The 26,440-nt window shown below is 42.1% G+C and carries 22 protein-coding genes and 2 pseudogenes; 4 read left to right on the forward strand and 20 right to left on the reverse strand.

Annotation, left to right across the window (positions count from 1 at the left end; genetic code table 11):
- Positions 1-113: 113 nt before the first annotated feature.
- Complete coding sequence (locus PODO_RS19080) at positions 114-1,703, reverse strand: peptide ABC transporter substrate-binding protein (protein WP_052097137.1); 1,590 nt, start codon at positions 1,701-1,703, stop codon at positions 114-116.
- Positions 1,704-1,904: 201 nt separating this feature from the next.
- Here PODO_RS19080 and PODO_RS19085 point away from each other — a divergent pair, with 201 nt between their 5' ends.
- Together PODO_RS19085 and PODO_RS19090 are read left to right on the forward strand one after the other, a co-directional pair.
- Positions 1,905-2,816 (forward strand): LacI family DNA-binding transcriptional regulator, encoded by a 912-nt coding sequence (locus PODO_RS19085; RefSeq protein WP_052097139.1) that lies wholly within the window; start codon positions 1,905-1,907, stop codon positions 2,814-2,816.
- Between the two features lie 48 nt (positions 2,817-2,864).
- Entirely contained in the window at positions 2,865-4,130 is a 1,266-nt protein-coding gene (locus PODO_RS19090; RefSeq protein ID WP_038572242.1) for an MFS transporter, read from the forward strand.
- A gap of 23 nt (positions 4,131-4,153) precedes the next feature.
- On the opposite strand, the gene PODO_RS19095 is transcribed toward PODO_RS19090, so the two are convergent.
- Both PODO_RS19095 and PODO_RS19100 read right to left on the reverse strand, forming a co-directional pair.
- Positions 4,154-4,681 (reverse strand): hypothetical protein, encoded by a 528-nt coding sequence (locus tag PODO_RS19095; RefSeq protein ID WP_038572244.1) that lies wholly within the window; start codon positions 4,679-4,681, stop codon positions 4,154-4,156.
- A 242-nt stretch (positions 4,682-4,923) separates the two neighbouring features.
- Entirely contained in the window at positions 4,924-5,964 is a 1,041-nt protein-coding gene (locus PODO_RS19100) for a phosphotransferase (protein WP_169744786.1), read from the reverse strand.
- Positions 5,965-6,129: 165 nt separating this feature from the next.
- Between PODO_RS19100 and PODO_RS19105 the strand changes: the two genes are divergently transcribed.
- Positions 6,130-7,992, forward strand: a complete 1,863-nt coding sequence (locus PODO_RS19105) for a rhamnogalacturonan lyase (RefSeq protein ID WP_162164293.1) — start codon at positions 6,130-6,132, stop codon at positions 7,990-7,992.
- 237 nt (positions 7,993-8,229) lie between these two features.
- Here the strand turns inward: PODO_RS19105 and PODO_RS19110 are convergent, their stop codons facing one another.
- The 15 genes and pseudogenes from PODO_RS19110 to PODO_RS31735 all read right to left on the reverse strand — a co-directional run bounded on the left by PODO_RS19110 (position 8,230) and on the right by PODO_RS31735 (position 22,253).
- On the reverse strand, positions 8,230-8,994 hold the full coding sequence (locus PODO_RS19110) for an ABC transporter ATP-binding protein (RefSeq protein WP_036688966.1): 765 nt from the start codon (positions 8,992-8,994) through the stop codon (positions 8,230-8,232).
- Between the two features lie 14 nt (positions 8,995-9,008).
- The gene (locus PODO_RS19115) at positions 9,009-11,348 is read right to left on the reverse strand and encodes an ABC transporter permease (protein WP_038572249.1); all 2,340 of its coding nucleotides are present in this window, start codon (positions 11,346-11,348) and stop codon (positions 9,009-9,011) included.
- 34 nt (positions 11,349-11,382) lie between these two features.
- Positions 11,383-12,630 (reverse strand): MFS transporter, encoded by a 1,248-nt coding sequence (locus PODO_RS19120; RefSeq protein WP_174890044.1) that lies wholly within the window; start codon positions 12,628-12,630, stop codon positions 11,383-11,385.
- A gap of 42 nt (positions 12,631-12,672) precedes the next feature.
- Complete coding sequence (locus PODO_RS19125) at positions 12,673-13,296, reverse strand: TetR/AcrR family transcriptional regulator (protein WP_038572259.1); 624 nt, start codon at positions 13,294-13,296, stop codon at positions 12,673-12,675.
- Between the two features lie 758 nt (positions 13,297-14,054).
- The gene (locus tag PODO_RS30105) at positions 14,055-14,732 is read right to left on the reverse strand and encodes a DUF1266 domain-containing protein (RefSeq protein WP_052097142.1); all 678 of its coding nucleotides are present in this window, start codon (positions 14,730-14,732) and stop codon (positions 14,055-14,057) included.
- Between the two features lie 16 nt (positions 14,733-14,748).
- Positions 14,749-16,197, reverse strand: a complete 1,449-nt coding sequence (locus PODO_RS19135; RefSeq protein WP_038572262.1) for a J domain-containing protein — start codon at positions 16,195-16,197, stop codon at positions 14,749-14,751.
- A complete protein-coding gene (locus PODO_RS19140) occupies positions 16,194-17,894 on the reverse strand; it encodes a molecular chaperone HscC (RefSeq protein WP_038572263.1) in 1,701 nt (566 codons plus the stop codon). The genes PODO_RS19135 and PODO_RS19140 overlap by 4 nt, the downstream gene beginning before the upstream one ends.
- Before the next feature lie 218 nt (positions 17,895-18,112).
- Complete coding sequence (locus PODO_RS19145; RefSeq protein WP_038572266.1) at positions 18,113-18,682, reverse strand: 5' nucleotidase, NT5C type; 570 nt, start codon at positions 18,680-18,682, stop codon at positions 18,113-18,115.
- Positions 18,683-18,767: 85 nt separating this feature from the next.
- Positions 18,768-18,959: a cysteine-rich CWC family protein gene (locus PODO_RS30635; protein ID WP_244886525.1), complete on the reverse strand. Its 192-nt coding sequence runs from the start codon at positions 18,957-18,959 to the stop codon at positions 18,768-18,770.
- Between the two features lie 534 nt (positions 18,960-19,493).
- Positions 19,494-20,357, reverse strand: a pseudogene (locus PODO_RS19155) (adenosine deaminase family protein); the annotation flags it as partial.
- A 270-nt stretch (positions 20,358-20,627) separates the two neighbouring features.
- Complete coding sequence (locus tag PODO_RS31175) at positions 20,628-20,846, reverse strand: hypothetical protein (RefSeq protein ID WP_143758656.1); 219 nt, start codon at positions 20,844-20,846, stop codon at positions 20,628-20,630.
- A 19-nt stretch (positions 20,847-20,865) separates the two neighbouring features.
- Complete coding sequence (locus tag PODO_RS32335) at positions 20,866-21,024, reverse strand: helicase C-terminal domain-containing protein (RefSeq protein ID WP_368073997.1); 159 nt, start codon at positions 21,022-21,024, stop codon at positions 20,866-20,868.
- Positions 21,025-21,063: 39 nt separating this feature from the next.
- Entirely contained in the window at positions 21,064-21,348 is a 285-nt protein-coding gene (locus PODO_RS19160) for a hypothetical protein (protein WP_155288151.1), read from the reverse strand.
- Positions 21,349-21,480: 132 nt separating this feature from the next.
- Entirely contained in the window at positions 21,481-21,942 is a 462-nt protein-coding gene (locus tag PODO_RS19165) for a DEAD/DEAH box helicase (RefSeq protein ID WP_038572274.1), read from the reverse strand.
- A gap of 101 nt (positions 21,943-22,043) precedes the next feature.
- Positions 22,044-22,253 carry a hypothetical protein gene (locus PODO_RS31735; RefSeq protein WP_038572277.1) on the reverse strand — a complete coding sequence of 70 codons (210 nt, stop codon included), beginning with the start codon at positions 22,251-22,253 and terminating at the stop codon, positions 22,044-22,046.
- A 393-nt stretch (positions 22,254-22,646) separates the two neighbouring features.
- On the opposite strand from PODO_RS31735, the pseudogene PODO_RS19175 reads away from it, so the two are divergent.
- Positions 22,647-22,908, forward strand: a pseudogene (locus PODO_RS19175) (DUF711 family protein); the annotation flags it as partial.
- Positions 22,909-23,074: 166 nt separating this feature from the next.
- On the opposite strand, the gene PODO_RS19180 reads toward PODO_RS19175, so the two are convergent.
- Together PODO_RS19180 and PODO_RS19185 are read right to left on the reverse strand one after the other, a co-directional pair.
- Positions 23,075-25,033 carry a carbohydrate-binding protein gene (locus PODO_RS19180; protein WP_080742531.1) on the reverse strand — a complete coding sequence of 653 codons (1,959 nt, stop codon included), beginning with the start codon at positions 25,031-25,033 and terminating at the stop codon, positions 23,075-23,077.
- A gap of 382 nt (positions 25,034-25,415) precedes the next feature.
- Positions 25,416-26,426 carry a glycoside hydrolase family 130 protein gene (locus PODO_RS19185; protein ID WP_038572282.1) on the reverse strand — a complete coding sequence of 337 codons (1,011 nt, stop codon included), beginning with the start codon at positions 26,424-26,426 and terminating at the stop codon, positions 25,416-25,418.
- Positions 26,427-26,440 lie beyond the last annotated feature (14 nt).

Here is a 26,440-nt window from a genome sequence, read left to right on the forward strand (position 1 = left end):
CACAATATTGTGTCGTTATCTGAAGCGGTTTCACAAAGGTGATTAATTCCATACAAAAAGGACACTCCCAATAACTGCGGAAGTATCCTCATAGTCTTTATTACTATAATTTTTTAGATTAAATACCCTCTTGAAAAAGATATGGAACCATCATACTCTACACTTACTTTTTTAATGTTAGGTTTATGCAAAACATCAGCATAAAAATAATACAGCGGAAGGATGACCATTTGGTCAATGAGCATTTTTTCAGCTTTTGCATAAAGCTTGTTTCGTTCGCTAGTGTCTAATGTAAGCCTAGCTTGTTTAATATAACTATCATAAAGTGCACTGCTCCAGCCCGAATCATTATCGCTGCTCCAAGATGTGAAATAATCTAAAAAAGTCGATGGATCGTTATAGTCGGCTGCCCAAGCCGCTTTTGCCATTGTATAATTCTGCTTAAGACGATTATCAAGCAGATCTTCCCAGGGTTGAACCTCAAAGCCTACTGTAATGCCCAGATTTTTGTTCCAGCTGTTAATAACGGCTTCTGCAATTTCTTCATGCCCTTCATTTATAATAATCGAAAAACTAGGAAGCTGAGTTAAGCCCTCTTCCTTCAAACCTTCCTGAAGTAATTTCTTAGCCTGTATTACATCCTCTTTGAAATACCGTGTATCAATAATCTCTGATCTAAAATTCAACTTGGAACCACGAATACTCCGAGGAATAAAACCGTAAGCAGGTGTACCATAGCCGATAGATTCTCGGTTAGCTGCCATGGCTAATGCTTTACGTATCTTCAGATTTTTGAAAGGTGCTTTGCTTAGATTGTACTGATAATAATATGTAGAAGCATACGGCAAAGCATATAACTCCTGAGGGAATACAGAATTTAAAGAAGCCTTATCTATCAGCTCATCTTTTGCCCCTACCCAGTCAACTTCATTGTTTAAGTAGGCCATAGTTGGCGAAGGTGTTCCAGCTTTAGGCCGAAGTAGATGCACCTCTGAGAAACGAATTTCTTGCGCCGCATAATAGTTTGGATTTTTAATTAGATGAATCGAATTTTCATCCCACTGTTGCAGTTTAAAAGGGCCATTAGTAACCATAGTTTTAATATTGTACGCCCAATTCTTATCTGCTTTCGCGACTTGCGCATTAATTGGCATGTAAATACTTTCCGCGAGAAGCTGCGGGAAATGTGAAGTTTTTTCATTCAAAGTCACTTGGAGTGTATCGTTATTTAACGCTTTCACACCCACTTTCGAAGACTCCTTTAGCTTCCCTTTATGATAATTCTCTGCGTTAGCAATTATGAACATTTTGAATGCATAGCTATTCATAGACTGAGGTGCAAGCGCTTGTTTCCATGCATACTCAAAATCTGAAGCCTTAACCTGCTGCTGATTACTCCATTTTGCGCTCGGCCGCAAGGAGAACGTGTATGTTTTCCCATCCTTGGAGACTGTCCACGACTTGGCTATCCCGGGAACCGCCTCTCCCGCATCATTCAAACGCACCAATCCCTCAAATATCCCTTTAATGACCGTAGTCGTACTACTATCTGTGGAAGAGGCAGGATCTAGATCTACAGGAATATAATCAAAACCAATACGCAACACCTGTTTAGCCTGTACAGCAGATGCAGTGTTCCCTTCACTTACATTTAAACCTATTAGTAATACTAAAACAAAGAGAACATGGAGCAATTTTTTCATCGACACTCCCCCTATTTCTATTATTTTTATTAAATAGAATAACATGGAATCTATTGATTCCGATAGATTAATTTCACCGTAATTCTTCCATTTCTAGAACCTAGCAGGGTCATCTAACTGCACACTCACTTCCCATTGACGCTTTGGGATCAGAATGTTAATCTTTAGAAAATATCACAAGGATAAGGGAGCTATTTACTGGTGAAAAAGACAACCATGAAGGACATCGCACTTCGTGCCAATGTCTCCGTCGCAACAGTGAGCTATGTTCTGAATCGTGTCGGCAACCAAACCATTCCTGAGAAAACGCGCCAGCAGATTCTTCAGCTTGCCGAGGAACTACACTACATACCCAATCTGGCGGCACGTTCACTTGCGAATCAGAAAACAGGATTGGTAGGTGTGCTTGTTAACACCTCAGCCCATACACCACACTGGAAGCTCCATGCCCAGTTCTCATTTATACATGCCTTGGAACAACGGTTAACAAATGCTGGTTACCATACGCTGCTATATTCACTTGATGTTGATCAGCCTTCTTTGGATATTATCGTAGAAAGAAAGCTGGAGGCTGTATTTCTGATCGATGTGCGCGAGGAAGCCTTTTATTCGATCTCCAAGCATTTTGTAGAAGGAATTCCTTTGATTCTGATCGACAGCATGATTGAAGATAAACTCTTTAAGCAGGTCCTTTTCAACTATCGAGCAGCTCTGCAAAAGGTAAAACCACAGGACCTTTCACAGGTATGTTTAATTATGGAGAGCTTCAATAACTCTTTCCTCACCCGCTTTATTCAGGACAGTATTCCATTACCTGAAGAAGCGATATTCACCGTTGTCAATTTGGAGGAATTAAATACATTCTTACAGGAGGGGGACTATAAAGAGGCCATTGTCATTAATGAGTTTATTGGAAGTTACGTTGAAAAAAACGGGAGGTTCGAACAACTCTCTGTGCTTTGCACCTGCAATTGTCCGGAAATATTAGGCGATGACGTTCATAAATTCATTTTCACAGGGGATAAAGCGGCTACTGCATTTGAACTCATGGACAAATTATTGCATCATTCTGACTACTCCGCACAAGAAAATAATTGTTATTTTGTAGAATAATTTTTTTGTCTATTCACTTAAGCGTTTAAGTTGAAGGGAGCATAACTTATGCCTGATCCTGTATTAGTGAAACAAGTTCCCCCTGCTGTTCAAGCTCATCCCTCTCTTTGGGGAAATCGGAGATTCCTGCTGCTACTCAGTTCGTACTCCATTTCCTTATTCGGTAACACTTTTCATAGTATTGCTTTAAGTTTATGGGTACTGCAAACGACCGGCAGCGCCAAAATGATTGCCATCATCACGATAATCAATTTAGTGCTCAGTTCTTTACTTGGATCGATAGGGGGAACTTTTGCGGATAGGGTCAATCGTCGAACCCTCATGCTGATCACCGATCTGATAAGTTGCGGACTCGTAGTGACACTTGCTTTAGCCATTTCCCTGCCCTCTACATCGTTCATTATAGTCGCTATACTGACGGGTCTTACGACCGTTTCAGCTTTATTCCAGTCCCCGGCATACCAAGCTTCTATCACTACTGTTGTTGGTAAAGAACATCTACAAAAAGCGGTAGGATTGTTGAACTTGTCTGAAAACATCTGCCGGACTATTGGTTATTCAGCCGGTGGTATTTTCGTAGCGAGTTTTGGAGCAGCCGACGCTATTTTATTTGATGGAGTTACATTTTTCCTCTCCTTTCTGCTCGTTTTAGCAGTTCGCTCCCTTCCTTTGCCAACTCAATTAAATAACGCACCCAAGAAAGAACGGAAATTCACACAGGATCTGGTTGATGGAATTCGCTATATTTGGAGGTATCCTTTCGCACGCGCCGTTATGATTATGCTTCCTACCTTAACCTTATTTTTTGTCCCCTCCCTGATGTTGACGCAGGTTATGGCCGTCAAAGTGTGGGATTCCACTCCCTTTCAGTTTGGACTTATTGAAGCCTGTATTCCACTTGGTTATATGATCGGGTCCGGACTGATCTTGCTGCTTGGCTCCAAATTGAAAAACAGAGGTTTCCTTATTATGACTGGACTGCTATGTCTCGGTCCCCTGTACCTCCTGTTATCATTCGTCACTTCCGCTGCGATTGCCATTCCTATCATTCTTGTGATTGGCTTCATGTTCTCATTCTCCACGTTGCTGATTAATACAATCCTTAGGCTGGAAGTTTCAGAAGACATCCAGGGTAGGGTGTTCGGTGTATTAGGTTCTATCATGAGTGTAGCCCCATCCATTGGTCTTACTGCTGTCTCGTTCTTGTCTGATCTCTTCAGCCCTGGTCCTGTCATGGGTTCAATCGGAGTCTTACTGCTGCTGTTTGCCTTATCAACTATCACTAAATTAAAGGTAATTCGAAACTACAAGTAATTTCAGAATGTATCCTGTGTTCTTTATCGCCCTCTTTTTCTAATAACGCGTCTAAGATGAAGCTCAAACAGTAATAGAACAACCAGAAAAATCAATAACAGGAGACCCGCTATTCCAGTTAGAAACGGAAATAGGAGTGGGAAGAAAATACTAGGATAGGCCTTAGTAACATCTGAATAATACCCCATACCCATAAGGGAGGTACCGGAGAACTCGATTAGCTTGACACCTAAATGATTGTTGCTTCTTTGCGCATAGCTGAGAACCTCTTCGTCTACATCTCCGTTTTGTGCAATCGTGATGATTTTCCATTTTCTTGTTTCCATGGGTTGACTATCATCGGTCAGTCTTTGGACTATACTTACTTGTTCCTCACCAGTCTTTCGGTCCTTTACTGTGAGAATATCTATCCACGAAAAATATCTGCTGCCTCTGTCCCGATTGGATAGCCATATTTCATCAGGGGTGGAGATTTTTTGATCATTTAATAAGAACTGAACTTTGACAATATCACCAGGCGGGGCTTTCTCCTCTTCATCCCATGGAGTCATATCTGCTTTCCTGCCTGTTTTCACGTATATAGTTGAACAATGGGTTAAAAGAAATCGCCAGCAAAAATAGCGAGACGCCAGATATAACTATAAACTTCTTCATAAGTCCTCCTTTTTAACTTACAGTCAGTTTAAACTTTTGGCGTGAACCCCCATCCGGTCCATCGGGAACATATTCCTGCAAAGGACTAAATCCAAATTTCCGATAAAACTCCCTGGCAGGTTGGCCTGCTAAATGATCCTCACCAAAGGTAGTGACGGTTATCTAAATCTCCCAACCATAATAAACATTGTGGAATAAAATCTGCATAGTTCTGTAATGCATTAATCGTACGGATTACCTCACAAGTACCCAGCTCCCGTTCTGCGTCATCCGAGCTCTCCAGTCCTAGCGAACGTCTGATATTGTAAGCTAACCATTCTAATTTTCCCAAAAAGCCATAGTTGAGCACAACCTGCCAATCCGCATAAATCTCTCCGCCATGCTCCAGATAGCTGTTAATCAAATTTGAGAATGCCTTTTTGCTTAAATCTCCCGATTCAGAACCTGACCAATATAAAGCTACATCTATCAGCTCTACTGTCGGATGAATAGGTCCTGCTGCTTCCCAATCGATTATTATCGGAACTTTCTGCTCATCCCACAAGACATTTTTGGGGTCTAAATCCCGATGGCTGATAACATATTGATTCGTCAATAGACTCGCTGAAGAATGAATCAATGCCTCCCAATTCTCTATCTTATGCAGGTGATCTGCCAGCAAGCTTGACCATTCTGCACGCTGCTGCTCTCCTTTGAGAGCAAGCTCTTTCCAATTGGCAACTGCAGCATTAGACGCTATAAGCGTTTCAAAGTGATGATCATCCGTTCCCTGTGAGAAATCGATGATGTGGAGCTGCGCAAGAATTGCCCCAATCTTTTTACAACAATCTAAATCTATTTCACCTAAAGGTAATGCCTTCCCCTGAACCCATGGAAACAATAAATAAAATTGCCCCTCAACCTCGTGCATACTACTGCCATTAGATACGATTGCCGGAACAGCATGGATCCCCTTTTGATAAGCCAGATTCGCAACCATTTCAGAAAAAATATAATTAGACATGGCTGTATCTCGTTGCATAATTTGAGGATTTAAGGCCTTTACTGCGTATTGCGCTTTATCCGTTTGCAGGCGATACATTCTGTGCAAGAGTCCACCTGTTATCGGTTCAGGTTCATTCATCAACAGACCCAGATTATATTTGGCACAAAGTGTTGCGAATTTTAAATTATAGCTCATATTTTCCATGTTATGTATTCCTTTCCGTGTGAGTGAAGCCGTACTCATATAAAATGGTTCAAGTAAATTTAAAACATATTTTTATCTTTATGAAATATTATGTACTGTTCACTATGACATCCTGTGTAACCCTCGTGAACCAAAAATGAAAAGGAGGCTTCGTTAATGAGTAAGCGGTTACATCAATCAGGGTATCTTGTAATCATTTGGTTTTTAGTCTTTACCTTAGGGACGGCAGCTTTTGGCTCTCTTTCCTCTGTGTCGGCAGCAGCTGCCCGGCAAGCGGAAAAGCTAAATCGGGGACTAGTAGCAGTGAAGGTATCCAGCGGTGTATTTGTGAGCTGGCGGCTACTCGGAACAGAAGAACTGTCGGTTTCTTTTAATTTATACCGCAATGGCACAAAAGTAAACGTTACCCCAATCACGGACAGCACGAATTATCAGGATAACGCCGGCACAGCTTCGTCTAGCTATACAGTTCGAGCAATCGTTGGCGGTATTGAGCAATCTGATTCTCCAGCAGCAAATGTATGGGCCAACAATTATTTGGACGTTCCAATTCAGATTCCGGCTGGCGGCACTACGCCAGATGGCGTAAGTTATACCTATAGTGCCAATGATGCCAGCGTGGGTGACTTAGACGGTGACGGGGAATATGAAATCGTATTGAAGTGGGATCCTTCCAATTCCAAAGACAACTCGCAAAGTGGCTATACTGGCAACGTCTATCTGGATGCCTATAAGCTGAATGGAACTCGGCTATGGCGAATTGATCTGGGCAAAAATATTCGGGCTGGCGCACATTACACTCAATTTCTAGTCTATGATTTCAATGGTGATGGTAAAGCCGAAGTAGTCTGCAAAACAGCAGACGGTACGGTTGACGGAGTTGGCGTAACCATTGGAAACGCAAGTGCAGATTATCGCAATTCCAGTGGATATATCCTGACCGGACCTGAATATCTGAGTGTATTTTCCGGACAAACGGGGAAAGCCTTAACCACAATTGATTATGTTCCTGCCAGAGGAACGGTATCCAGTTGGGGTGACAATTACGGCAATCGAGTAGACCGCTTTTTAGCAGGAGTAGCCTATCTGGATGGAGTACATCCAAGCATCATTATGGCACGTGGTTATTATACACGCACAGTCGTTGTAGCTTTTGACTGGAATGGCAGTGCTTTGACTCGTAAATGGACCTTTGATAGCAATAGCTCCACCAATGCTGGAACCGCCGGTCAAGGTAATCATAGCTTAAGTGTAGCCGATGTGGATAACGATGGTAAGGATGAGATCATTTATGGTGCCTTAACCATTGATAATAACGGTGCGACCTTATACAATACAGGGCTGGGTCATGGAGACGCGCTGCATGTAGGCGATTTAAATCCGAACCGCCCCGGTCTCGAAGTTTTTAAAGTCATGGAAAATACTAGTTCTCCCTATGGCGCTGCGGTATGGGATGCTGCAAACGGGACGGTCTTATGGGGTGTATACACGGGAAAAGATACCGGCCGGGGGATGGCTGCCGATATTGATCCCAATTATCCCGGGGAAGAGGTATGGGCTCACGGTGTTGGCCTATACTCCATTACAGGCACCAAAATAAGCAGCACAATGCCTTCTGTGAATTTTGGAATCTGGTGGGATGGCGACTTGTCCCGCGAACTGCTGGATGGTGTCAAGATTGATAAATGGAACCCTGCAAGTAACTCCGTTACCAATTTATTAACCGGAGCGAGCGTAGCATCCAACAATAGTACCAAAGCAACGCCAAGCCTACAGGCCGACCTGCTTGGAGACTGGCGCGAAGAGGCTATCTGGAGAAAGTCCGATAACTCGGCTCTACGAATCTATACAACTACGAACATCACCACTAATAAAATATATACCTTAATGCATGATCCAGTATATCGGTTGAGCATTGCCTGGCAGAATACAGCTTACAATCAACCTCCGCACACAGGATTTTTCCTAGGCAACGGTATGCCCACTGTGTCTAAACCCAATATCTACGTAGTGCCGTAAGCTTTCTAAAGAATTAGTAAGTGAATAAAAAAGCAATTGCAGTTATCCGGATGTGCCGGGGCAATTGCTTTTTTGTTCGGTTTATATCAGCAATGATCGAGGTGCGTTAATAGTTTTTTTAATTGTTTAATGCCTTCGCATTGAGTGGTTATTATTGCATATAAAATAGGTTTTAGTGCTGGGCAGATATTAAACTGTAAAACGTTGTTTGACATTCGTACAGCGCTAGATCCCCAATCAGAATCCCAGCTTTAATAGCCAGGCCGCAAGCTTCTCCTCCCGCCTTTTCAATTCACCATCTACGCGATTATATTTTCCAAGCCGTTGCTCAGCTGCAATGCTGCCATCTAGCATATATAAGACACGCTCAGCTTGAGCAGCGACTTTAGCATCATGTGTGGCGATTATAAGCGTTGTTCCTGATTGATTAATATCTGCTAATATGTCCATGATTTCACTAGCTGCTTTTGAGTTAAGCGCCCCGGTTGGCTCATCGCCAAACAATATATCTGGCTGATTAATGAGTGCTCTGCAGATTGCTGCTCTTTGCAATTGTCCTCCTGACACCTGTGTAATATCACGTTCAGCCAGCGTAGCAATTCCTGTTTTGTTCATTAACTCGGCTGCTCTTTTATTGATAGTTCTACGGCTGCTGGTTCTCGCCCGATAAGCAGACAGGATGATATTGTCGCGGATATTCAAGTTTTTTAACAGATGCATTTGCTGAAAAATAAAGCCCATATGCTTTAAGCGCAGTCCGGCTAATTCGTTCTCTGAAACTCCGCTGATCTCCTGCCCTTTAAAAATAACACTTCCCGCTGTCAACTTATCCATCCCGCTGATCGTATACAGCAATGTTGATTTTCCTGAACCAGAAGGTCCCATGACAGCTATGAATTCCCCCTGTGACACCTGAAGCTGAACATCCTTTAATATCGACTGCGGAGTTCCTTGCCCTGTTGAATAACTTTTTTTTAACCCCTTCGTCTCTAATATGAACATTCTGCCACCTCCTATCATTCGACAATTAGTTTGGCTATACTGGATTTTCTCATTGAGATCGTGCTTGTTACGGTGGTGAGCGCTACAATCAGCATGAAAAGTAGCGGAAGAATAAGATAGGCTACCGCCGGATTGATTACAAACTGTATCTTAGAAGCACCCATAAAAGAGCCTAGCATTTGAGCAATTTTTTGCCCGAGAGTGTTAGCCGCAAAAGTACCAAGAATGACGCCCAGCCCTGATATTATCAGCATCCTTACCAGATACTGCCTACGAATATCTCCTAACGTAAAGCCAACACTTCTCAAAATAGCGGTTTGCGAAGAATCCTTGGCAAGCAGCATTTTCAGAAATAAAGAGGTAATCAATACCGAAATCGAAAATGCGATAACGATGGATAAGCCTGTAACTAGCTTCAATTGGCGAATTGTATTTCCTAATGTCTGAGCTAAATAGCTTTGCAGATGAGTGATTTTTGCTGGATAAAATAATTTGGTGTACTGATCCATTTTTGCCTGGACGGAAATTCCCGGGTTCACATCCAAAGCTACTACATACCAGAGAACCGTCTTCGGATCATATGACAATTGCGCTTTTGCGGTTCGGCCACCATTAGTTATATCCTGATAGATCCCGCTAACAGTCAATTTTTTTGCCACCCCAGCAACCTCTAAAAGAACGGTATCCCCCACCTTTTTATTCAGTTCCTTGGCGTTCAGGTCAGAAAGAGCGATCTCACTTGCACTGCTAGGAGTTCCTCCATGAACATACGAGAGCGGAAAAATAGTAAAGTCACCGGTTTCAACATTTAGCGATTCCCATACACCATCACTACCTAATACCTTAAATCTAGAAGTAATCAGTGGAGATAATTTAGAGATGTCCGGGTCATTTTCAAGCTTGGTTATCATCTCATTAAAACGCTTCTCTATTTGGTTCGATTGCTGCAAATCTATGCGAATATCACTCTGACCGACGCCCATATAAGAAACAAACCGGGGAGACTGAAGGGTATTCAATATATTCACTGGCACTAGAACGATAAACAAACTGATCACAAATACGAAGAACAATAATCCGTACATGGTGAAGCGCCCGTAAACATCTTTTACCCCGAGAAAAGCATTCACGTTAACAAATTTACGCTTACTAAGTGAAAATCTGCTTGTGTTAATCCTTGCTTCACCCCTCGTACCTGACCGTAAAGCTTCTACAACCGTGATGCGATTAAAGCGTCTAAGAATCATCCGGCAAAAGAATACAACAACTCCAAAGATCAAACCTACCGCCAGGACAGGAACAAAATATTGAAGGATACTGGCAGGAGCAACGCCCAAATACAAAGTAATATTGGCTGTAAACAAACGCACCACACCTAAAGACAGTAAATATCCACATACAGAGGCGACGGCTGCCATCACGATATATTTTGCTAAATAAATGCTGCGAATATCTTGCTGCGTGATCCCAATCGCTTTCATGACACCTATCTCTCTGTAATCCTCTTCCAAGGTAGCGATCATCGTAAATCTGAGACATAAAATAGCAATCAGCATCAGCAGAACACTTACCAAAATAATAACAACTGCGATAATCCCATCCGTCAGTGCATTCAGCGTTTTAAATAAAGGATAGTCAATAGAGGGGCCTTTATTGGGCAGATTTGAGGATTGATACTCATTGCGGAAATCATTGAGCTTGGATAGATCCGTAAGCTGAAATTCAATCAGGTATTCAGGTTCACCCAGCTTCTGTCTCAGCGCTATGAAGTCAGCAGTATTTACGACAAATCGTTTGGAGCTGACCATGGCTGGATTCATTTGGACATCCCTTACAAAATCAGTAATCACAAACTTTTTATCGAACTGTTCACCTAGAATGCTAACTACGTCGCCGATTTTCAAATTCTTTTGCTTCATATAATAAATGGGGACAGCGATTTCTCCTGCCGATACCTCAATCACCTTGTTCTCTAAATTCAGCAGCAAATCAAACGAAGGATTCTGCTCTACAAAGCCGATATCCATCACGCTGTTTGCTTCCGAGCCTTGGTTACTGCCTAGATAAACGTTAGATCCATCCAAGTTAAGCATCTCTACGGTTTGTTGATCTTTCACCAGTGGATTAGTAGTTGTAAAGCTCTCGATTGCTGAGCTGTCGATTTGTCCTGCGTGCATCTGCACGAAATGAGGGGCTTTGGATTTAATCAATAGCTGATTCAAGGACCCCGACAATTCCATAATCACTTGCGACGCAGAAGCAACAAGCAAAGCCGATAACATGATAAACACAAATAATCCGAAGGTAATGATTTTATTGCGTTGAAGGTCTCTTTTTACAATTCGTAGCAGCATTGACGGGCCTTCTCCTCTCTAATACGGAATTCAATTATTCATGTTCAAGGCAGCGAATTGATTTCATTCTGGGGATCACAAATGCCATAATAATGATGAGCAAACCAGAGATGATAAATAATAAGCCGATTCCCCGTCCTTCCCCTGTGCCTATCACCTTACCTACTGATGAAGTAAGCAGACCTCCCTCTCGCAAAAGAGGATTAAACACTTGATCAGCCAATATGCCAGCAAAAGCATACGCAGCCACATAACCGAGTTGTGATAAAATGCCAATGATCCCCCATGCCCGCCCCTGTGTGTCATTTGGGATATGGTTGCGAATCATAACGTCAGCACTGGTATTAACAAAAGGCAACGTTGCAAAAAATAAAAAGCCAGCAGCTGTAATAAAAGCAACATTCGTGGTCAGACCCACCAATGAATAAAACAGTCCGGCGAATCCTAGGCCGAGCGCTAATACTTTAATATATTTACGATCGATGCTAAAAACTCCAATAATCAGACTGCCGAGCAACATCCCTATAGCACTTACAGACACTACCGTGCCTAGAGTTTTCGTATCCGTAAAGGGTAGAAGCATAGGCGTATATAAGGTTTGGAGAAAACCCACATAAATAGTAACGACAGACAAAATGATCGTAAGCTGCAGTACACCTTTCGTGTAAATAAGAGCATCCCAGCCCTCCTTCAAATCTTTTACAAACGACTGATTCGTTGGGACTCTGTGTTCAGTCTGTAGATTCCTGCGAACAGCCATCACTGCAAGAACTGTAACTAGAAAGGTTGAGATATCTATAAGCAGGATAGTTTTTATATCCATAAAGCTAAGCAAAATCCCGGCAAGGATAGGGGAAAGAAGATATTTTGAGGACGCAGCAAGCTGAACTAAACCACTAGCCTTGGCAAATTGCTCCTCTGTTAATAAATCTGTAATGGTAGCCTTGTAGGCAGGTTCAAGCAAGGATACAAAAATCGAACTAAACGTCACGCCTAGACAAATCTGCCATAAATGAGGTTCACCCAGCAGCATGATGATGAGAACATATACTAGTCCAAAAGCAGATAACAAATCCCCTGCTATCATCATCAATCGACGATCAAACCGATCCGCTAACACGCCGCCAAAAGGACTGAGCACAATGGAAGGGAGAAAAGCACATAAGGTTAAAAGTGCCACGCTAGAGGCAGTCTGCGTCATCTGGAACACATAAACCCCTAAGGTGAAAGCCGTCAACCCGCTGCCAATACTGGATATCCACTCCCCCATCCAAATGATCATAAAATTTCCGAAGGATTTGTTGTTCAGAATATTCCCTCTCCCCTACTCAAACATTTGAAACACATAGTCGAAGCTGCCCTTCTCCGCCCCCAGCGTAATTTCCATCGTATAGATAAAAGCTCTTATCTTCTGGATGATTTCCTCAGGCTGCCACTTGAATATACCTTCATCAAAAAGAAATTGAGAGGTGATCAATAGAAATTCCATCGTCTCCCGGGGATACGGATTGTGAAACAGTCCCTCCTCTATGCCCTGCTCAATGACCTCCGTCAAAACAGGAGTTAGCCGTAAAATGGTTTCCACCAAGCTTTTCTGGTGCAGCTGTGCATTATCAGCCTGATGGAACTGCTCAATCATTTGGCTTTTTCTGTCCGTATCCGGCTTTTGCGCCATAATGATTTGCAGCAGCTTTTCATGAACGGTCAGCTTAGGATCTGCAGCAATTTGCTTAGCGGTTGCTACACCAACATCAATAAATCGCAGCACTACAGCATCCATGACCTCTTCCTTCGATTTAAAATAATAGTAGAAGGTCCCCTTCGCAATACCTATAGCCTGCAAGACATCATTCACTGTCGTTTTGGTATACCCTTTCGTAAAAAACAGCATTTCTGCTGTATCCAATATTTCATTTCTACGTTCTTCCGCTTCTTTGGAAATTCTCATCTGAAACGTCCTCCATTCTACCGACCGACCGTCGGTCTATTCCAATTATATACAAATATCAGATCCTGTCAAGATTAATCCGGCATCACAAAAAGAGAGAATTCCAAAAGCTATGTTATAGCAGCTGGAACTCCCTCTTTTTTGGATAAACTGTTGGGTTTTACTGTTGGGTTTTACTGTTGGGTTTTACTGTTGGGTTTTAGTCTTACTGTTTACTGTTTACTGTTTGGTCTTATTGTTTATTGTTGGATTTTACTGTTTGGTTTTACTGTTGTGTTTTACTGCTGGTTTTTAGTCTTACTGTTTACTGTTTACTGTTTACTGTTTACTGTTTACTGTTTACTGTTTGGTCTTATTGTTTATTGTTGGATTTTACTGTTTGGTTTTACTGTTTGGTCTTCCGGCTGCGTCTTACTTTTAGCTTGCTCTTTGATCTGATCCGTTGAGCGAAACCTTTGCTCGTGTTGTAACACTAAACTTCGTTTGCTTATATCACATTTACACTTACGACATAGCCTATCGGACACAGCTGACCTTATATGCGGCATTATCCCCCATTTGGAATCCTAACGGACCGCATAGCCACTATTGACATGAAAAACACCACAAAAGACCCCTTCCTCAAGGAATAGCTGCACTGGAGTCCGAAAACCGGCTCAAAGGGCTATAAATTTGCAAATAGCGTCCTTTGGGTCCTTAAGCTACACGGGATAGGTATTCTATAGGTATTCAATAGGTATTAATTACCTAAGTACGGACTAAGTGGCTTCCGGCTGCAGATTTTGCCCCCAAACGGCTTCCCTGTATAGAATGCTGCTATTTCGCATGAGCTTCTGCAATCCCGTCTCAAAAAGATTATCTAATCCGCCGGATTGTACTAATGAAAATTTGCTGCCCAAGGAATAGGCTATATAATAATCCGCCCAACTGCTATAACGTTCTTGTAGCTGCCTTGCTGCTTCTATTTTGTATTCCCAGGCTTCTTCCTTCTTCAAATAATCCTCAACATAACCAATCCGGCTCAGATAAATTACCCAAGCTAACCCAAAAGCAGAAATGTCACCAGAAGGCAACTGATGTATTCCTTGTGCAACAACCTTCAGATTAACAAAATCCTCATGATCCTTATGTGCCTCAAGATATTTACTGCGTGAGGTTTCGGAAATTGTGGCTAAACGAGCATGTAAAGATCTATATTCTGCACGGTTGCCATCTTCTAAAAGCCAGCGAATTTGGCGATGAAAGGAGTTAGCATCCTCGATATTCCATCTTTCACAAGCATTTTTGATTAATCCTCTTTTGAAGAAGACATTACTGAAATCAAACTCATAAACCACATAGTATCTCCCTAAGAGACCACGTATGCAGGTAGAGGAAAGACAGCGGAAATACATTTCCAATCGTTTTCTTTGCTTAACATTGTATTCCTTCAGCATGTAGAGCCTCCTGATATTAGTTCGAGAATAAGTATGCTGTTTTGCAAATGTTCCTGATTTTCCATAGAATAATAAGAATGAACACCGCATTGACAAGCGGGGGAAGCTCAGAAACTGAAAAATAACATATGGTATATACCAAAATATAGAACCAGCTTAATTTCAGGAAAACCAATAGATAGAATAATATAGGCCCTATAATGTTCTTTCCAATGGTTACTAGCGAAGAGATACGAAGACGTTGTGGATACAGTTTTTTGTTCTTCAACATGGACTTATTCGCAAGGTAACGAAAATGAATGAACTCGTCCTTTTTAGGCTCATTAGTCTCCGTTTGTGTAAGAGCTTCCTCAATTTGAGAACATGCAATCTTACATTCCAGAATTAAACATTGCACATCTCTATTTCCAGCATCCTCTTGCAACAAATATTCACAATCCTTCATCGCTTCCTCATAACGCTGCAAATAGTAGAGAAGCCGCCCTCTTAATAAGTAACCGTCTCTTTCGTTAGGCCACATAGTGGTTACTCGGTCCAAGCACACCAGCGCTTCCATATAATCAGCAGTATCCAGACAATACTTAGCTCGCAATAATTGCAGATCCGGATCATTCTGAAACAGCTTATTTGCTTCGTCGAGGAGTTGGCCAGCTTCAGTATGTTTATCCTCCATCAGCATGAATTGAGCGGATTGCCTCAGATTTAGATAGTGTTCTATGTCGAACTCAAGAGACTCCTGCAAAAGGAAACACTCATAACGCATCTCCAAACTTCCGTCGACCTGCCCTAGTATGTACTCGACTAACTTATTATCATAACGTTGAAGAAATATTTCCTTGTCCTCACGAAAATGAAAAAATGAATCCAACGCCTCCCATACGGCATGAGGCAAATTCCGATGCTGATCAAGGAACAACATAAGCTTGTCCCTTAGCCGATCACGATGCTCTATACTCCACATGAAATCTTCATTCAAAAGTGAATGCCACGAAGCTTGTTTAATCCGGCGCGAGAAATCCGCATACAGTACCCTAATTTGTCTGTCAAAAATATCTGCTGGCTGTTCTTGAAGATCAGCATCAAGCTGAATGGGAAGAGGGCGAACCAGCGCCCACTCGTTTTCATGAGGTATAGAAGTTGCCCCTTCTGCTTTTTCCTCGCCTTCTTCCTCCTCAGCTTCATCTACTCGTATTACTTTTTCTGCTTGTATCACCATTTTTTCTATTTCTTTTGATATTGCTTCTGCTATTTCTTTCTTATCCTCACCTACCAATGAAGGGACAGTGCTTGCTATGCGCTGCCCGGAGCGGGCCCATTTCACAGCTGTATCATAAGCTTCTCTAAGCTGCTGATATCCTTCAGGGTCATCTTCAGGGTGATGCGATTTCAGTTTTTTGGCATAGGCCTTCTTGATGATCGCTAGTTCATCTGTGGGTTCAATCTCCAACATACTCCAGATTGTCATGTGAAGTATGACCACCCTTCAATTTCCGCCAATTGCTCATTGAAAGCTTGTGCCGCTTTTTCAATCACTTTCTCGTTCTGAGTATATAAAGCATCTTCGAATACTTTCAGACACTGTGCGATAAACTTCCGTTGGTCCCCAAGCACCTCTTCATATAAACGCTCACCTCTAGCAAGCAGAAGCCTGTTCTCGGTACGCTCACGCGGATGAATTTTGATACTCCGCAGTTCCAGTAAACGAGCTTCAATTTGCTTTTTCGTCATTGCACCAGCATTTTGCTCGATGATCATCTGATGCTTCTGACCTGTTGAAACTGTTGTAACCTCCACCTCAAGAATCCCATTCACATCATATGTATATCTGACATCAATACTTTCTTCTCCCCGAGGTGCTTGCGGAATCTGAAACTCCATTTCTCCCAGGAAAAGATTATTTTCAACGCGAGGACTCTCCCCCTGATACACATCCACACTTATGATCTTTTGATTATCTGCAGCTGTATATAGACGTTCTACCCGGCTAACAGGAATCGGAGTATTACGTTCAATGATCGGAAAGTAATGTCCAGATGACGTTTGTCCACTTGAACCTCTACGCAGAACACTGGTCCCTAATGTATAGGGGCAAACGTCCGTCAAAATCATTTCGTCCAGCGCTTGATCACGCTGCTTCAGGGCCACCTGAACCGCAGCTCCCAGTGCGACTGTCTCATCTGGGCTGATATTCGCATAAGGCATTTTCCCGAACATACGGCTGATAATTTGCTTAATCAGAGGCATTTTAGTCGCCCCCCCAATCATCACAATCCCATCCAGATCGGAAGGCTGCAAAGAAGCATCCCGCAATGCTCTTTCTATCGGCTGCCTTAGACGTATTAGTAACGGTTGCACCAATTGCTCAAGCTCTAAGCGATCTATAGTCAGCACGTATTCTTCCTCTTTAATAACTATCCGCATAGTCGCAGCAGACTCTGTACCAAGAATTCGTTTACTCTGCTCTGCCTGCTTATACAACATCGACCTCGTTATTGGTGTTAACGATTCCGCGTCCAGCTTATTCTTTTGGATAAAATAGGCCACTAGTATCTCCGTGAAATCTTCCCCGCCTAGATAGTTATCTCCGGCAATCGACTTAACATCCATTACCCCTTCGAAAAGCTCCAGAATTGACACATCAAAGGTTCCTCCACCCAGATCAAAAACAAGAAATGAAGTCTCCTGATTCTGATGCAGACCATAAGCGAGTGCTGCCGCCGTAGGTTCACTAATAAGCCGCTCTACTTGTAAACCGGCCAGCTCAGCCGCTTTCTTCGTTGCTTTCCGCTGAACATCATTGAAATAAGCCGGAACACTGATTATAGCTTTCGTTACGGACTCACCTAGATGATTTTCCGCATCCTCTTTCAGTGACCGCAGAACAAAAGAAGATAACTCTTCAGGAGTAAAAGTCATCGTACCTAGCGTGTATTTTTTTGCTGATCCCATAAAGCGCTTAAAAGTCGAGGCAGTTAACTGTGGATGTGTAATCAGTCGTTCTTGTGCGATTCTTCCAACTAATACTTCTCCCCCTGCATCTACACTAACAATCGAGGGTGTTACATGCTCCCCGAGTACATTGGGAATAATTACAGCCTGACTGCCGTCCCAATAAGCAGCAAGACTATAGGTCGTTCCTAAATCAATTCCGATTGTTCTCACTACTATGTCCACTCCTTTTATATACAATAATATACAAAGAAAAGAGTCCAAGAATCGAAATGTCACTAATTCAACATATTTACATCCAGAGCATAATAATGAAATTGCACTTCTGCAATAGACATAAAAAAGGTATCTCAAAAGCCACAATGGCTAATGGGATACCTTCATTTATTGGCGGAGGATATTTTTCTGTACATCATCTATAAAAAACAGTCTCATTCATTCTCTTGACGTCCTAACATCTGATCTATCTTCTCTTTTGCACCTTCCCATGAGGTCAATAATGGAAAAGCATATTGTTCACGGGCCCGCAAATTCCATGGATGCGGAATACAAAGCACTTTTCTTCCCCCCTGCAATGCCGGAACCAGGTTATGCACCCCGTCATCGATCAATAGATCGTAGTTAATAAGATTTTTTCGCTTACAGGTAAAGAAATTTTCAATCGGAATAAACGGCATATGCTTCTGCAGCCAGTTCCATTTTTCCACCACCGACTGGGGTTGGGCTGCCGTAACAATAATTACATCATAAGCGTTATGCAACTTCTCCATTTCTCCTACGACATGTTCGTCAAACAGTTCAAGCTCTTCATACAGACCGGGCCGCCCATAGAAAATCTCTTGTGTACAATCCGGATGACGTAAATGATCCGTATTCCAATCAAGCATTTCCTCATACCGCAGCAGATGCGTGGGAAAATCATTATTATTATGGTATATGGCTCGCTTCACTAGATGGCAAATTGTATCATCCATATCTACTGCAATTATTGGCTTCCTCATCTGCGCCTCCATTATTTTTTTAGATTACACTTTAATTATATACAATGAAAATACGGTTTTCGTCGAGAGTTAATTAAAATCCCGGTTAATGTTTATTAAATGCTTCTACGCATTTTTGGCAGATACAAGCTTTCCCTCTCAGTTCTTCCGGGATCTGTTCTTGCAATTCGAGTGGAATTTCTGTATGGAAACACCAACATTCATCGCTTTCAGCGCCACAACGATTCAATTCTTTACATAAAGGACAATGGCGTTCTTCAACCAGTATGTTCATCATATCCAAAATTTCTACTCCCCCAAAAATCACAAACTATTTTTCTTTGGAAAACCATATTAATAAAAAAATCCAACAAATGACAATACGTCAGTAAGTAAAACAAATACCCCCCCGAATAGGTTTCCGCCATAACTACTTCTGAAGATCCCTAGTTTAGCATAAGCCCAATTTCTCTATTATTCCTAGACTTGTGAACTCGGTTCACTTGCATTAAGATAGTGAACATTACGAACTCAAATGGGAGAATAACAGATGAATGATAAGAAGATGAGCTTTTTAGAGTGGGTTCGGGAAAGAAACAGTCTCGTATTTATCCGCTTCAAACCCCCACTGCAATATTTTCATGTGTACCTCCAACAGTATTATTTCACTCTTCCAAGTGCTATCTTTCCTTCTATTAAATCTTTTCTTATTTCATGCAAAGCTTTAACTCCTTCATTCGTAAGTGCGACCTGATTATAGTTTAATCCAACACCCATCCTTTGCCTATCATCCAGAAGGGATGCAAATCAGTGGTCGTTAGTATCTCTTCACCTATATGGATATTCCAGTATCTGGATTATTGGACCAGACCATATCACCAACTTGAACCTGTTCAATCGGCTTGGCACCTTCTTGGTTATTCACCAGTGTGCCAGGTGAGAAGCAATTACACGGGTTGAATTTATAGATTTGCCTGAATATCCGTGCTACAAGAATAAGTTTCTGTCCACGAACAAGATATAAAATGGAGTTGAGTCCATCAGGACCCGCCCCAAGGATTTTAATAATATTTCCTGTTAGATCATAGTGAAAACAAGGTGGGTCGTCAGAATTAATGCATACTTTTACTTCGTTGTCTATTAATTTTTTGATTGGATATTTATCCCACGACGGATATACTTCTAAGCTTATATTAGAAGCTGGACATAGAGTAAGTAATATTTTTTTATCTGCCAACCATTCTAATAACTTTTCGTCCTCTACAGCACGAACACCATGATCTATTCTATCAAATGGTATCGATTGGATGGCATCCCAAATACCTTCTGGACCAACTTCTTCACCAACATGACCCGTAATAAAGAATCCATTTTCTTTTGCAACAGCAAAAGCCTCAGCTTGCCGATGAGCCGGATGTCCAAGTTCTTGCATATCCATTCCCACAGCAATCAATGAAATCATATCTCTGTACTTCACTAACTCTTGAATATATTTACAGTTATCCTTAACTTGAGCTGTTCTATCGAGGTTTGCAATGAAACGTATATCAATATTATTAAACTTTTGTTTTACTAATTTTAAGCCTTTAGCAAAGCCATTCATAACAGTTTTTAGTGGAATTCCTCTACGTCCATAGCAAGCTGTGTAATCAAACATTGCTTCACGATAAATAATATTTTGTTCTACCATTTCACGAGCACACTCAAAGCCATGTCAGCGAAGTCATTTTCTGTTTGAATTGAAGAGATCGCTGTTAACATCACAGTAATAAATTCATTAGCAATAATTCTCAGAATACTATTTCGCTTTAATCCAAATATTTTTTCTTTTTCTGGCCAGGTTAAATTATCCATATTTCTATTTGAAAGAATCTCAAAAGCCCTTATGAAATAAGTTCTCTCTATTAATTCTTTGCTTGAATTCAAACCGTATTCACAACTACAGTCAGGACAAAGAAAATACTGTTTAGAATGCAGCAAGTGTGATAAGTACGCCCTGCAGAAGACGAAGCAAGGATGTTGGGAGTACTCTTGATACTAAAAGTGAATTAGGTTCATCGATATCTGGATGAAGAGAACTAACCACAATTACAGCGACTACGGGTACTGTTATTTTATAATCGGCTAACCCTAAGATCGAAATAGTAACTCCGGTACTTATGGCTAAGTGAGCTCTTCCCATCATAAGAATCAATAACCTTTCTTTAGCAAGGTAGTATGTGAATGATATCCACTAATTTTCTTGAATATTGACACTTTGGGAGACTACGAATGACTCTTCCCCCATATCTCTTGGTTAAGATCCTGTTATCTAGAATGATAAAAGCGCCTTGGCACTTCATGGATCGATTTAAACGCCCAATCCTTGCTGAAGCTTTACCATCATTTTAGGGAACATATAATCAAAGAAACTGCTGCGCTTGGCTTAGAGTAGCACAAACCTCGGAAATTTCAATCTTGGTTGTCATAAGCTTGAAGGCAAGTAATCCTCCTTGATCATCTCTCATCTTCTTTCCTACTTGAGCGTACACTTCATCAATTTGCTGGTGAAAAGTTTGACGAAGCTGAGCAAGCTCGACTTGATTTCCATGATCGAGTTCCGAAAATGCACTTCGTTTGAAGATTGCTTCGTCAAAAATGACGGCATCATATGCTGGAAGAGTACCATTCCCCGTCTTCATTCTCATTTTTAGATCATTAAAGAAGTAGGCGAAATTTGTGACAATTATATGGGAGGTATACATCTTTCCTTTCAGGTCTTCTAACATGCAGTTGCTTGGTTTAGTATTGGCTGGACAATTGGAAGCACTAATCTTTTTTCACACATTGTCTTCAACATCGAATCCTAGAGCCGCACGATCCCCAACCCGTTCTTGTTTCACCATCTTTGAAATTTCACGTACAAGTTTAGCTTCAGAATCATTACTGCGTAACTTTTCTTGCCAGAGAGCTTCTAATTTTGTATTACAAATATAATGATCTTTTTCTTTGACATGTTGGAACTTAAGTGATAACTTCTCCATCTTAAGAATGTTAACTACTCTTGGCAGCTCCACATTAACGATTTGATTCATTAAAGGGATCGTATGCGTACAGACAATAACTGTTTTCTTATTAACGACAGCCCATCGAGCTGCAGGAGTTAAATATCCAAATGATTTACCAGTCCCGGTGCCGGCTTCGCAGATTAAATGCTGTGAATTTTCTAAAGATTCGCCAACCTTTTTCGTAATCTTTATTTGGGGGGCTCGTGGGATATATCCATTTACTAACTTAGACAAATGCCCTTGAGCCCCGAAAGCCCGTTCAATAAATAATATATTGTAAATGCCTTTGTAGGAAGCTTGATAAATAAAATCTATGCTATCACTCTCATACTTATTTATTCATCTAAAATTTTGGAAGCATCTGATTCGTAAAAGTATTCATTTTGTCGATCTTTATACTCCTGCGGAATTTCCTTCCCCCAATATTTTGCATACGAATGTAATGTCCTCTTGTTCCCTCCACTTCCAGGTTTCCCAAAATAAAATTCGAGATAACTCTCGGGTTTGCTAATAGGATCAAAATCCCGATCACTAATATCTTCCACGATGGATTAGGCAACCCTCTAGCTTTTCTACTGACGGGTGGTCAAGTTATTCTTTTCCAGCGATTGAATTGCTTCAGGAGTTAGATATTATTGGAAGTCACATTCTTGGCGACAAAGCCTATGGCTCAGAAGCGATTCGGACTGGATTACGACTAAACAGGCCACTTACACCATTCCGCCTAAAACGAATAGTCAACATCCATGGAAGGTCGATTGGATCGGTAGAAAGAACTCCACTTGGTTGAATGCTTTTTCAATAAAATCAAACACTTTCGCCGTGTGGCCACTCGTTACGATAAGTTGGCTAAGTCAATCCTCGCGTTTATATACATAGCTTCCATTTTTAAATTGACTCAATGATAGTTTTCAGACACGCCCTAAATGACATTATTCAAAAAAAGTGGCGTAATGGCCTCCTCCTATGTAGGTGGGCTTAATAGTAGAGCCTTAATTCCGGTCAATGAAGATCACGGCATGATTCAAGCGGCTCAGCGGGGTACCCTTACACTAGAGAAGCTGGAAGCTATGACCTTTGGTCGAATTTGGCGGCCTGCTCGGATATGCACCAGTTATAGCAGTAAACGGCTTCAACTGCGCGAACTTCGTTAATCGTGGCGGACGAATCCCAGCTCCAATTCATAGCTTTAAGAATTAATTGAAACCTCAAACAGCAAGTCCCTATTTCACTTCACTTAGGAGACTTGCTGTTTTTTTGTGTTAGTTAGTCAGTCGTAGAAAAAAACTTTAGCTGAATGTAGAGGCATATCATTTGATATACCCCTTTATCCATCTTATTGCAATTAAATCAAACCGTTTCCATTCTATTTGAACTGGAACCAAGTTAAATTTGCAACTGTGGTTGAATCTGACTTAACAAAAGTAACATATACTGTATGGGTTCCTACAGCTGTCCCGGCATTAAGCGAGATATTCTTGACTGACCATGTCTGCCATCCGCCTGTGCTTTCTGCCGTCCAATAACCCAGCATAGTGCCTGTAGGGCTGTCCAAGTGGAATTCTATTCTTCCGCCGGAATTAGCGGATGCAACCTTCAAATCAATACTTGTTTTAGCTGTACTACCAAAATCTACATTTTTAAATGCTATATAGTCGCCATTACTCCCTCCACCAACATCCAGCCCACCATCAGTGCTTGCCTCATAGGAAATAACACCTGAACTAAGGTTATAGCCTTCCGCTTCAAATTTCAATGTGTTGAATTTTGGAGCTTCAGCATAGCTGTTAGTATCTGTTATTTTCAATTCTGTCAATGTAGTTGCCGCAACTCCACCGACGCGAACATTGTTTAATGTAACTCCGGAGACAGTAAATGTATCACTCCAACCCTTCATTACTGAAATTTCACCTAAAGCGCGTAAATTGATATTATTATAGACCACATTTTTTATCGGTCCGCTTTTTGCAGAAAGATCAAACCATCTGGAGTGAACACCGGATCTTGGCCAGAAGCCTTCTACATCTATATTGTCAAATATGATGTTTTGTGCTGGTGTAGTCCCATAAAGATGACCTACCGCTAAAGCGCGCCAGCACCTGTATACATAAGAGTTTTTAACAACAATGCCATCCTGAAGCTGTTTAACTCCATCTCCAACCTTAAATGCTCCACATCTGCTCCAAGCCAAAGCATCATCCACAACTACATTTGACTGGTTTTCAGGACTTCCCGGCCAGTTTGCAGCTATATCCGTAGTTGCTACATCCCATGTCTTAAATGAGTATGTGTCATCCTCCGATACTGCTACCGTGTGCTTTATTAGTACATTCTGGCTCTCTTGAATGTCTATTGCATCATTTTCATAATCAAGTTCATTGTTGTTGAAATGCTTTGTATTCTGGAATGTGACGTTATTGGATCTTGTAACTATGGTAGCCCAGCCCCCGCTGTCTCTTATTGTTATGCCGTCAACCGTGAAGTTGCTGCACTGCAAGGGTACAAGAATATTGTTCAAATAATTCTTTGTATTTCTCATATAATGGCCATTGCCGTCAATAGTCCCCCTGCCGTATATCTTAATATTGTTTGCATTTGTTTCGGTGTAAATAAACCATGTTCCATCCTTACCCAGAGAATTCTTATGAAAATGGGTAGTGTAATCGCTCGGATTTCCTGAACCCCTTATAACAGAACCACCCTCCAGATAAACCGAAACATTGCTTTTTAAAACAAGGTTTCCGCACTTATAAACACCGGCTGGAACGTATACTATACCGCCACCTGCTGCGTTAGCCGCATTTATGGCGTTTTGTATTGCAGTTGTAGCCATAGCGGCACCGGTACTGTCGGCACCGTATTGAGTTTTAACATTGTATATACCTGTACCGGATGAAGCCGGAACATTGGTTTCAAGAGCATCTGCCGCAATAACCAGATCTTTCAGATTATTGATTTTAACTATAAGATATGTTGGTGATGAAAGTGTAAATGTAAGTGTATTTCCGCTCTTTGTTGCAGTAATTCCCAAAGCTTTGGGAGAAATATTATAGGTATTGATTGTCTCGCTTGCTGTTATTGTGATTGTAGTAGTACCTGAAAAAGAGAAATTACAATAATTATAGTTTACAAATATCGCCGAAGTGTCGATTACCGGTATATTTGTAGAGTCTGCTGTTACCGTGTATTGACTGGTCGTGGTATAGATCGACGGTAATGGATAGCTTACAATTGTATCCGCCGCTCTTGCTGTCAAAGGAACGACAGCTAAAAGACTGGCGAGCATACAAACAATTAAGCTTAAAAATTTTACCTTTTTCAGCATAAATAAACACCTCTTTCATATTTTTAGGAAATACTCTGTCATCAGTGAATAATGATTTCACCAGTGATGCTCTATTACTCTTTTCATAAAATCGACATATTCCTGTTCAGCTTCGGAAGTGGCAGAGTAATACTAACCTTTTCTGCATCAGCAAAGTTTCCTTTTAAAATACGGTCCCGGTTTTGTTGCACCTTGTGCAGGATTTCTGCGTTGGTCGCTACTACTGAGCTATATTGTTGCATTTTATGGATAATCTACCCACGGTCGCTGTTGTTGATTTAGCATAGTTGCACTTCATGCACAAACTCCGCGCAAGCCGCTCCAATCATGGCACATGGTCCCACTGTTACTCCGCATTTCCGCCCTCAGCCTGCTTCCAATCTTATCTATGCTCCGGCTCCAGACAGAGTCGGAGCAGGTCGTCCACATGGGCCGTTGCCAGACATTCTACCGTATCCGCAGAGCCATAATAGATCTTGACCTCGCCGTTATCCTCCAGAATCATCCCTCCCGGAAAAATCACATGATTGCGGAAGCCCCCGCCAATCTCATAGTCTGTCTCCGGTGCCAGCAGCGGCTGCCTGCTCATGCCGATCACCTTGCGGGGGTCCTCCAGATCCAGCAGCATAATTCCGGCGGTATAGCGCTTCTTCCAGGTGTCCTCCCAACCATGCTTGCCTCTGGCCGGGTCCACATCCACCGCATGGAAGGTGGTCAGCCAGCCCTTATCCGTCCGGACCGGAGGTGCGGCCGGACCGACCTTGTCATTGGCAAACGGCACCTGCTCGACGGCGAGCAGTAGGCTGGAGTTGCCCCAATGCTTCAGGTCCGGCGACTCGGAGATCCAGGCATCGAAGCGGTCCCTGCCGCCGCGGCTGTATACCGTGAAGGGACGCTCCAGCCGGACATACTTGCCGCCGATCAACTCGGGAAACAGTACCATATTGCGCAGGTCCGGTGTAGACAGGCTGAGCACCTCGAAGTGTTCCAGATCATCGGTAACGGCAATTCCGCCGCGGATGCCATGGTGCGTATCCACGGCAAAACACATATAACAACGGCCGCCGATCACGGTCAGGCGCGGGTCGTAGGCGCGGATAATTTCCTCGTCATGCATTTTGAACACTGGCTTCGGGCCGGCGGTCCAGCTCAGCCCGTCGTCACTGTAAGCAATGCCGAGATCCGTGGTGTGGTGCGGCTCAAGCGTCTGATCGGCCAGTGAGCCGTAATCATTGCGGAAGATCATCACATATTTGCCGTTAAATTTCGTTACACCGGCATTGAATACCAGTGCGGTGGGGTAAGGAATCTTCGCTGCAGCCAGCACCGGATTGCCCGGATACCGCCGGATGAACGGGGCAGATTGCAGAATCGCCGGAACGTGTTGAGTCATGGGGTGTACCTCCT

This window comes from Paenibacillus odorifer, from assembly GCF_000758725.1.
Classification (GTDB): Bacteria; Bacillota; Bacilli; order Paenibacillales; family Paenibacillaceae; genus Paenibacillus_AQ; species Paenibacillus_AQ odorifer.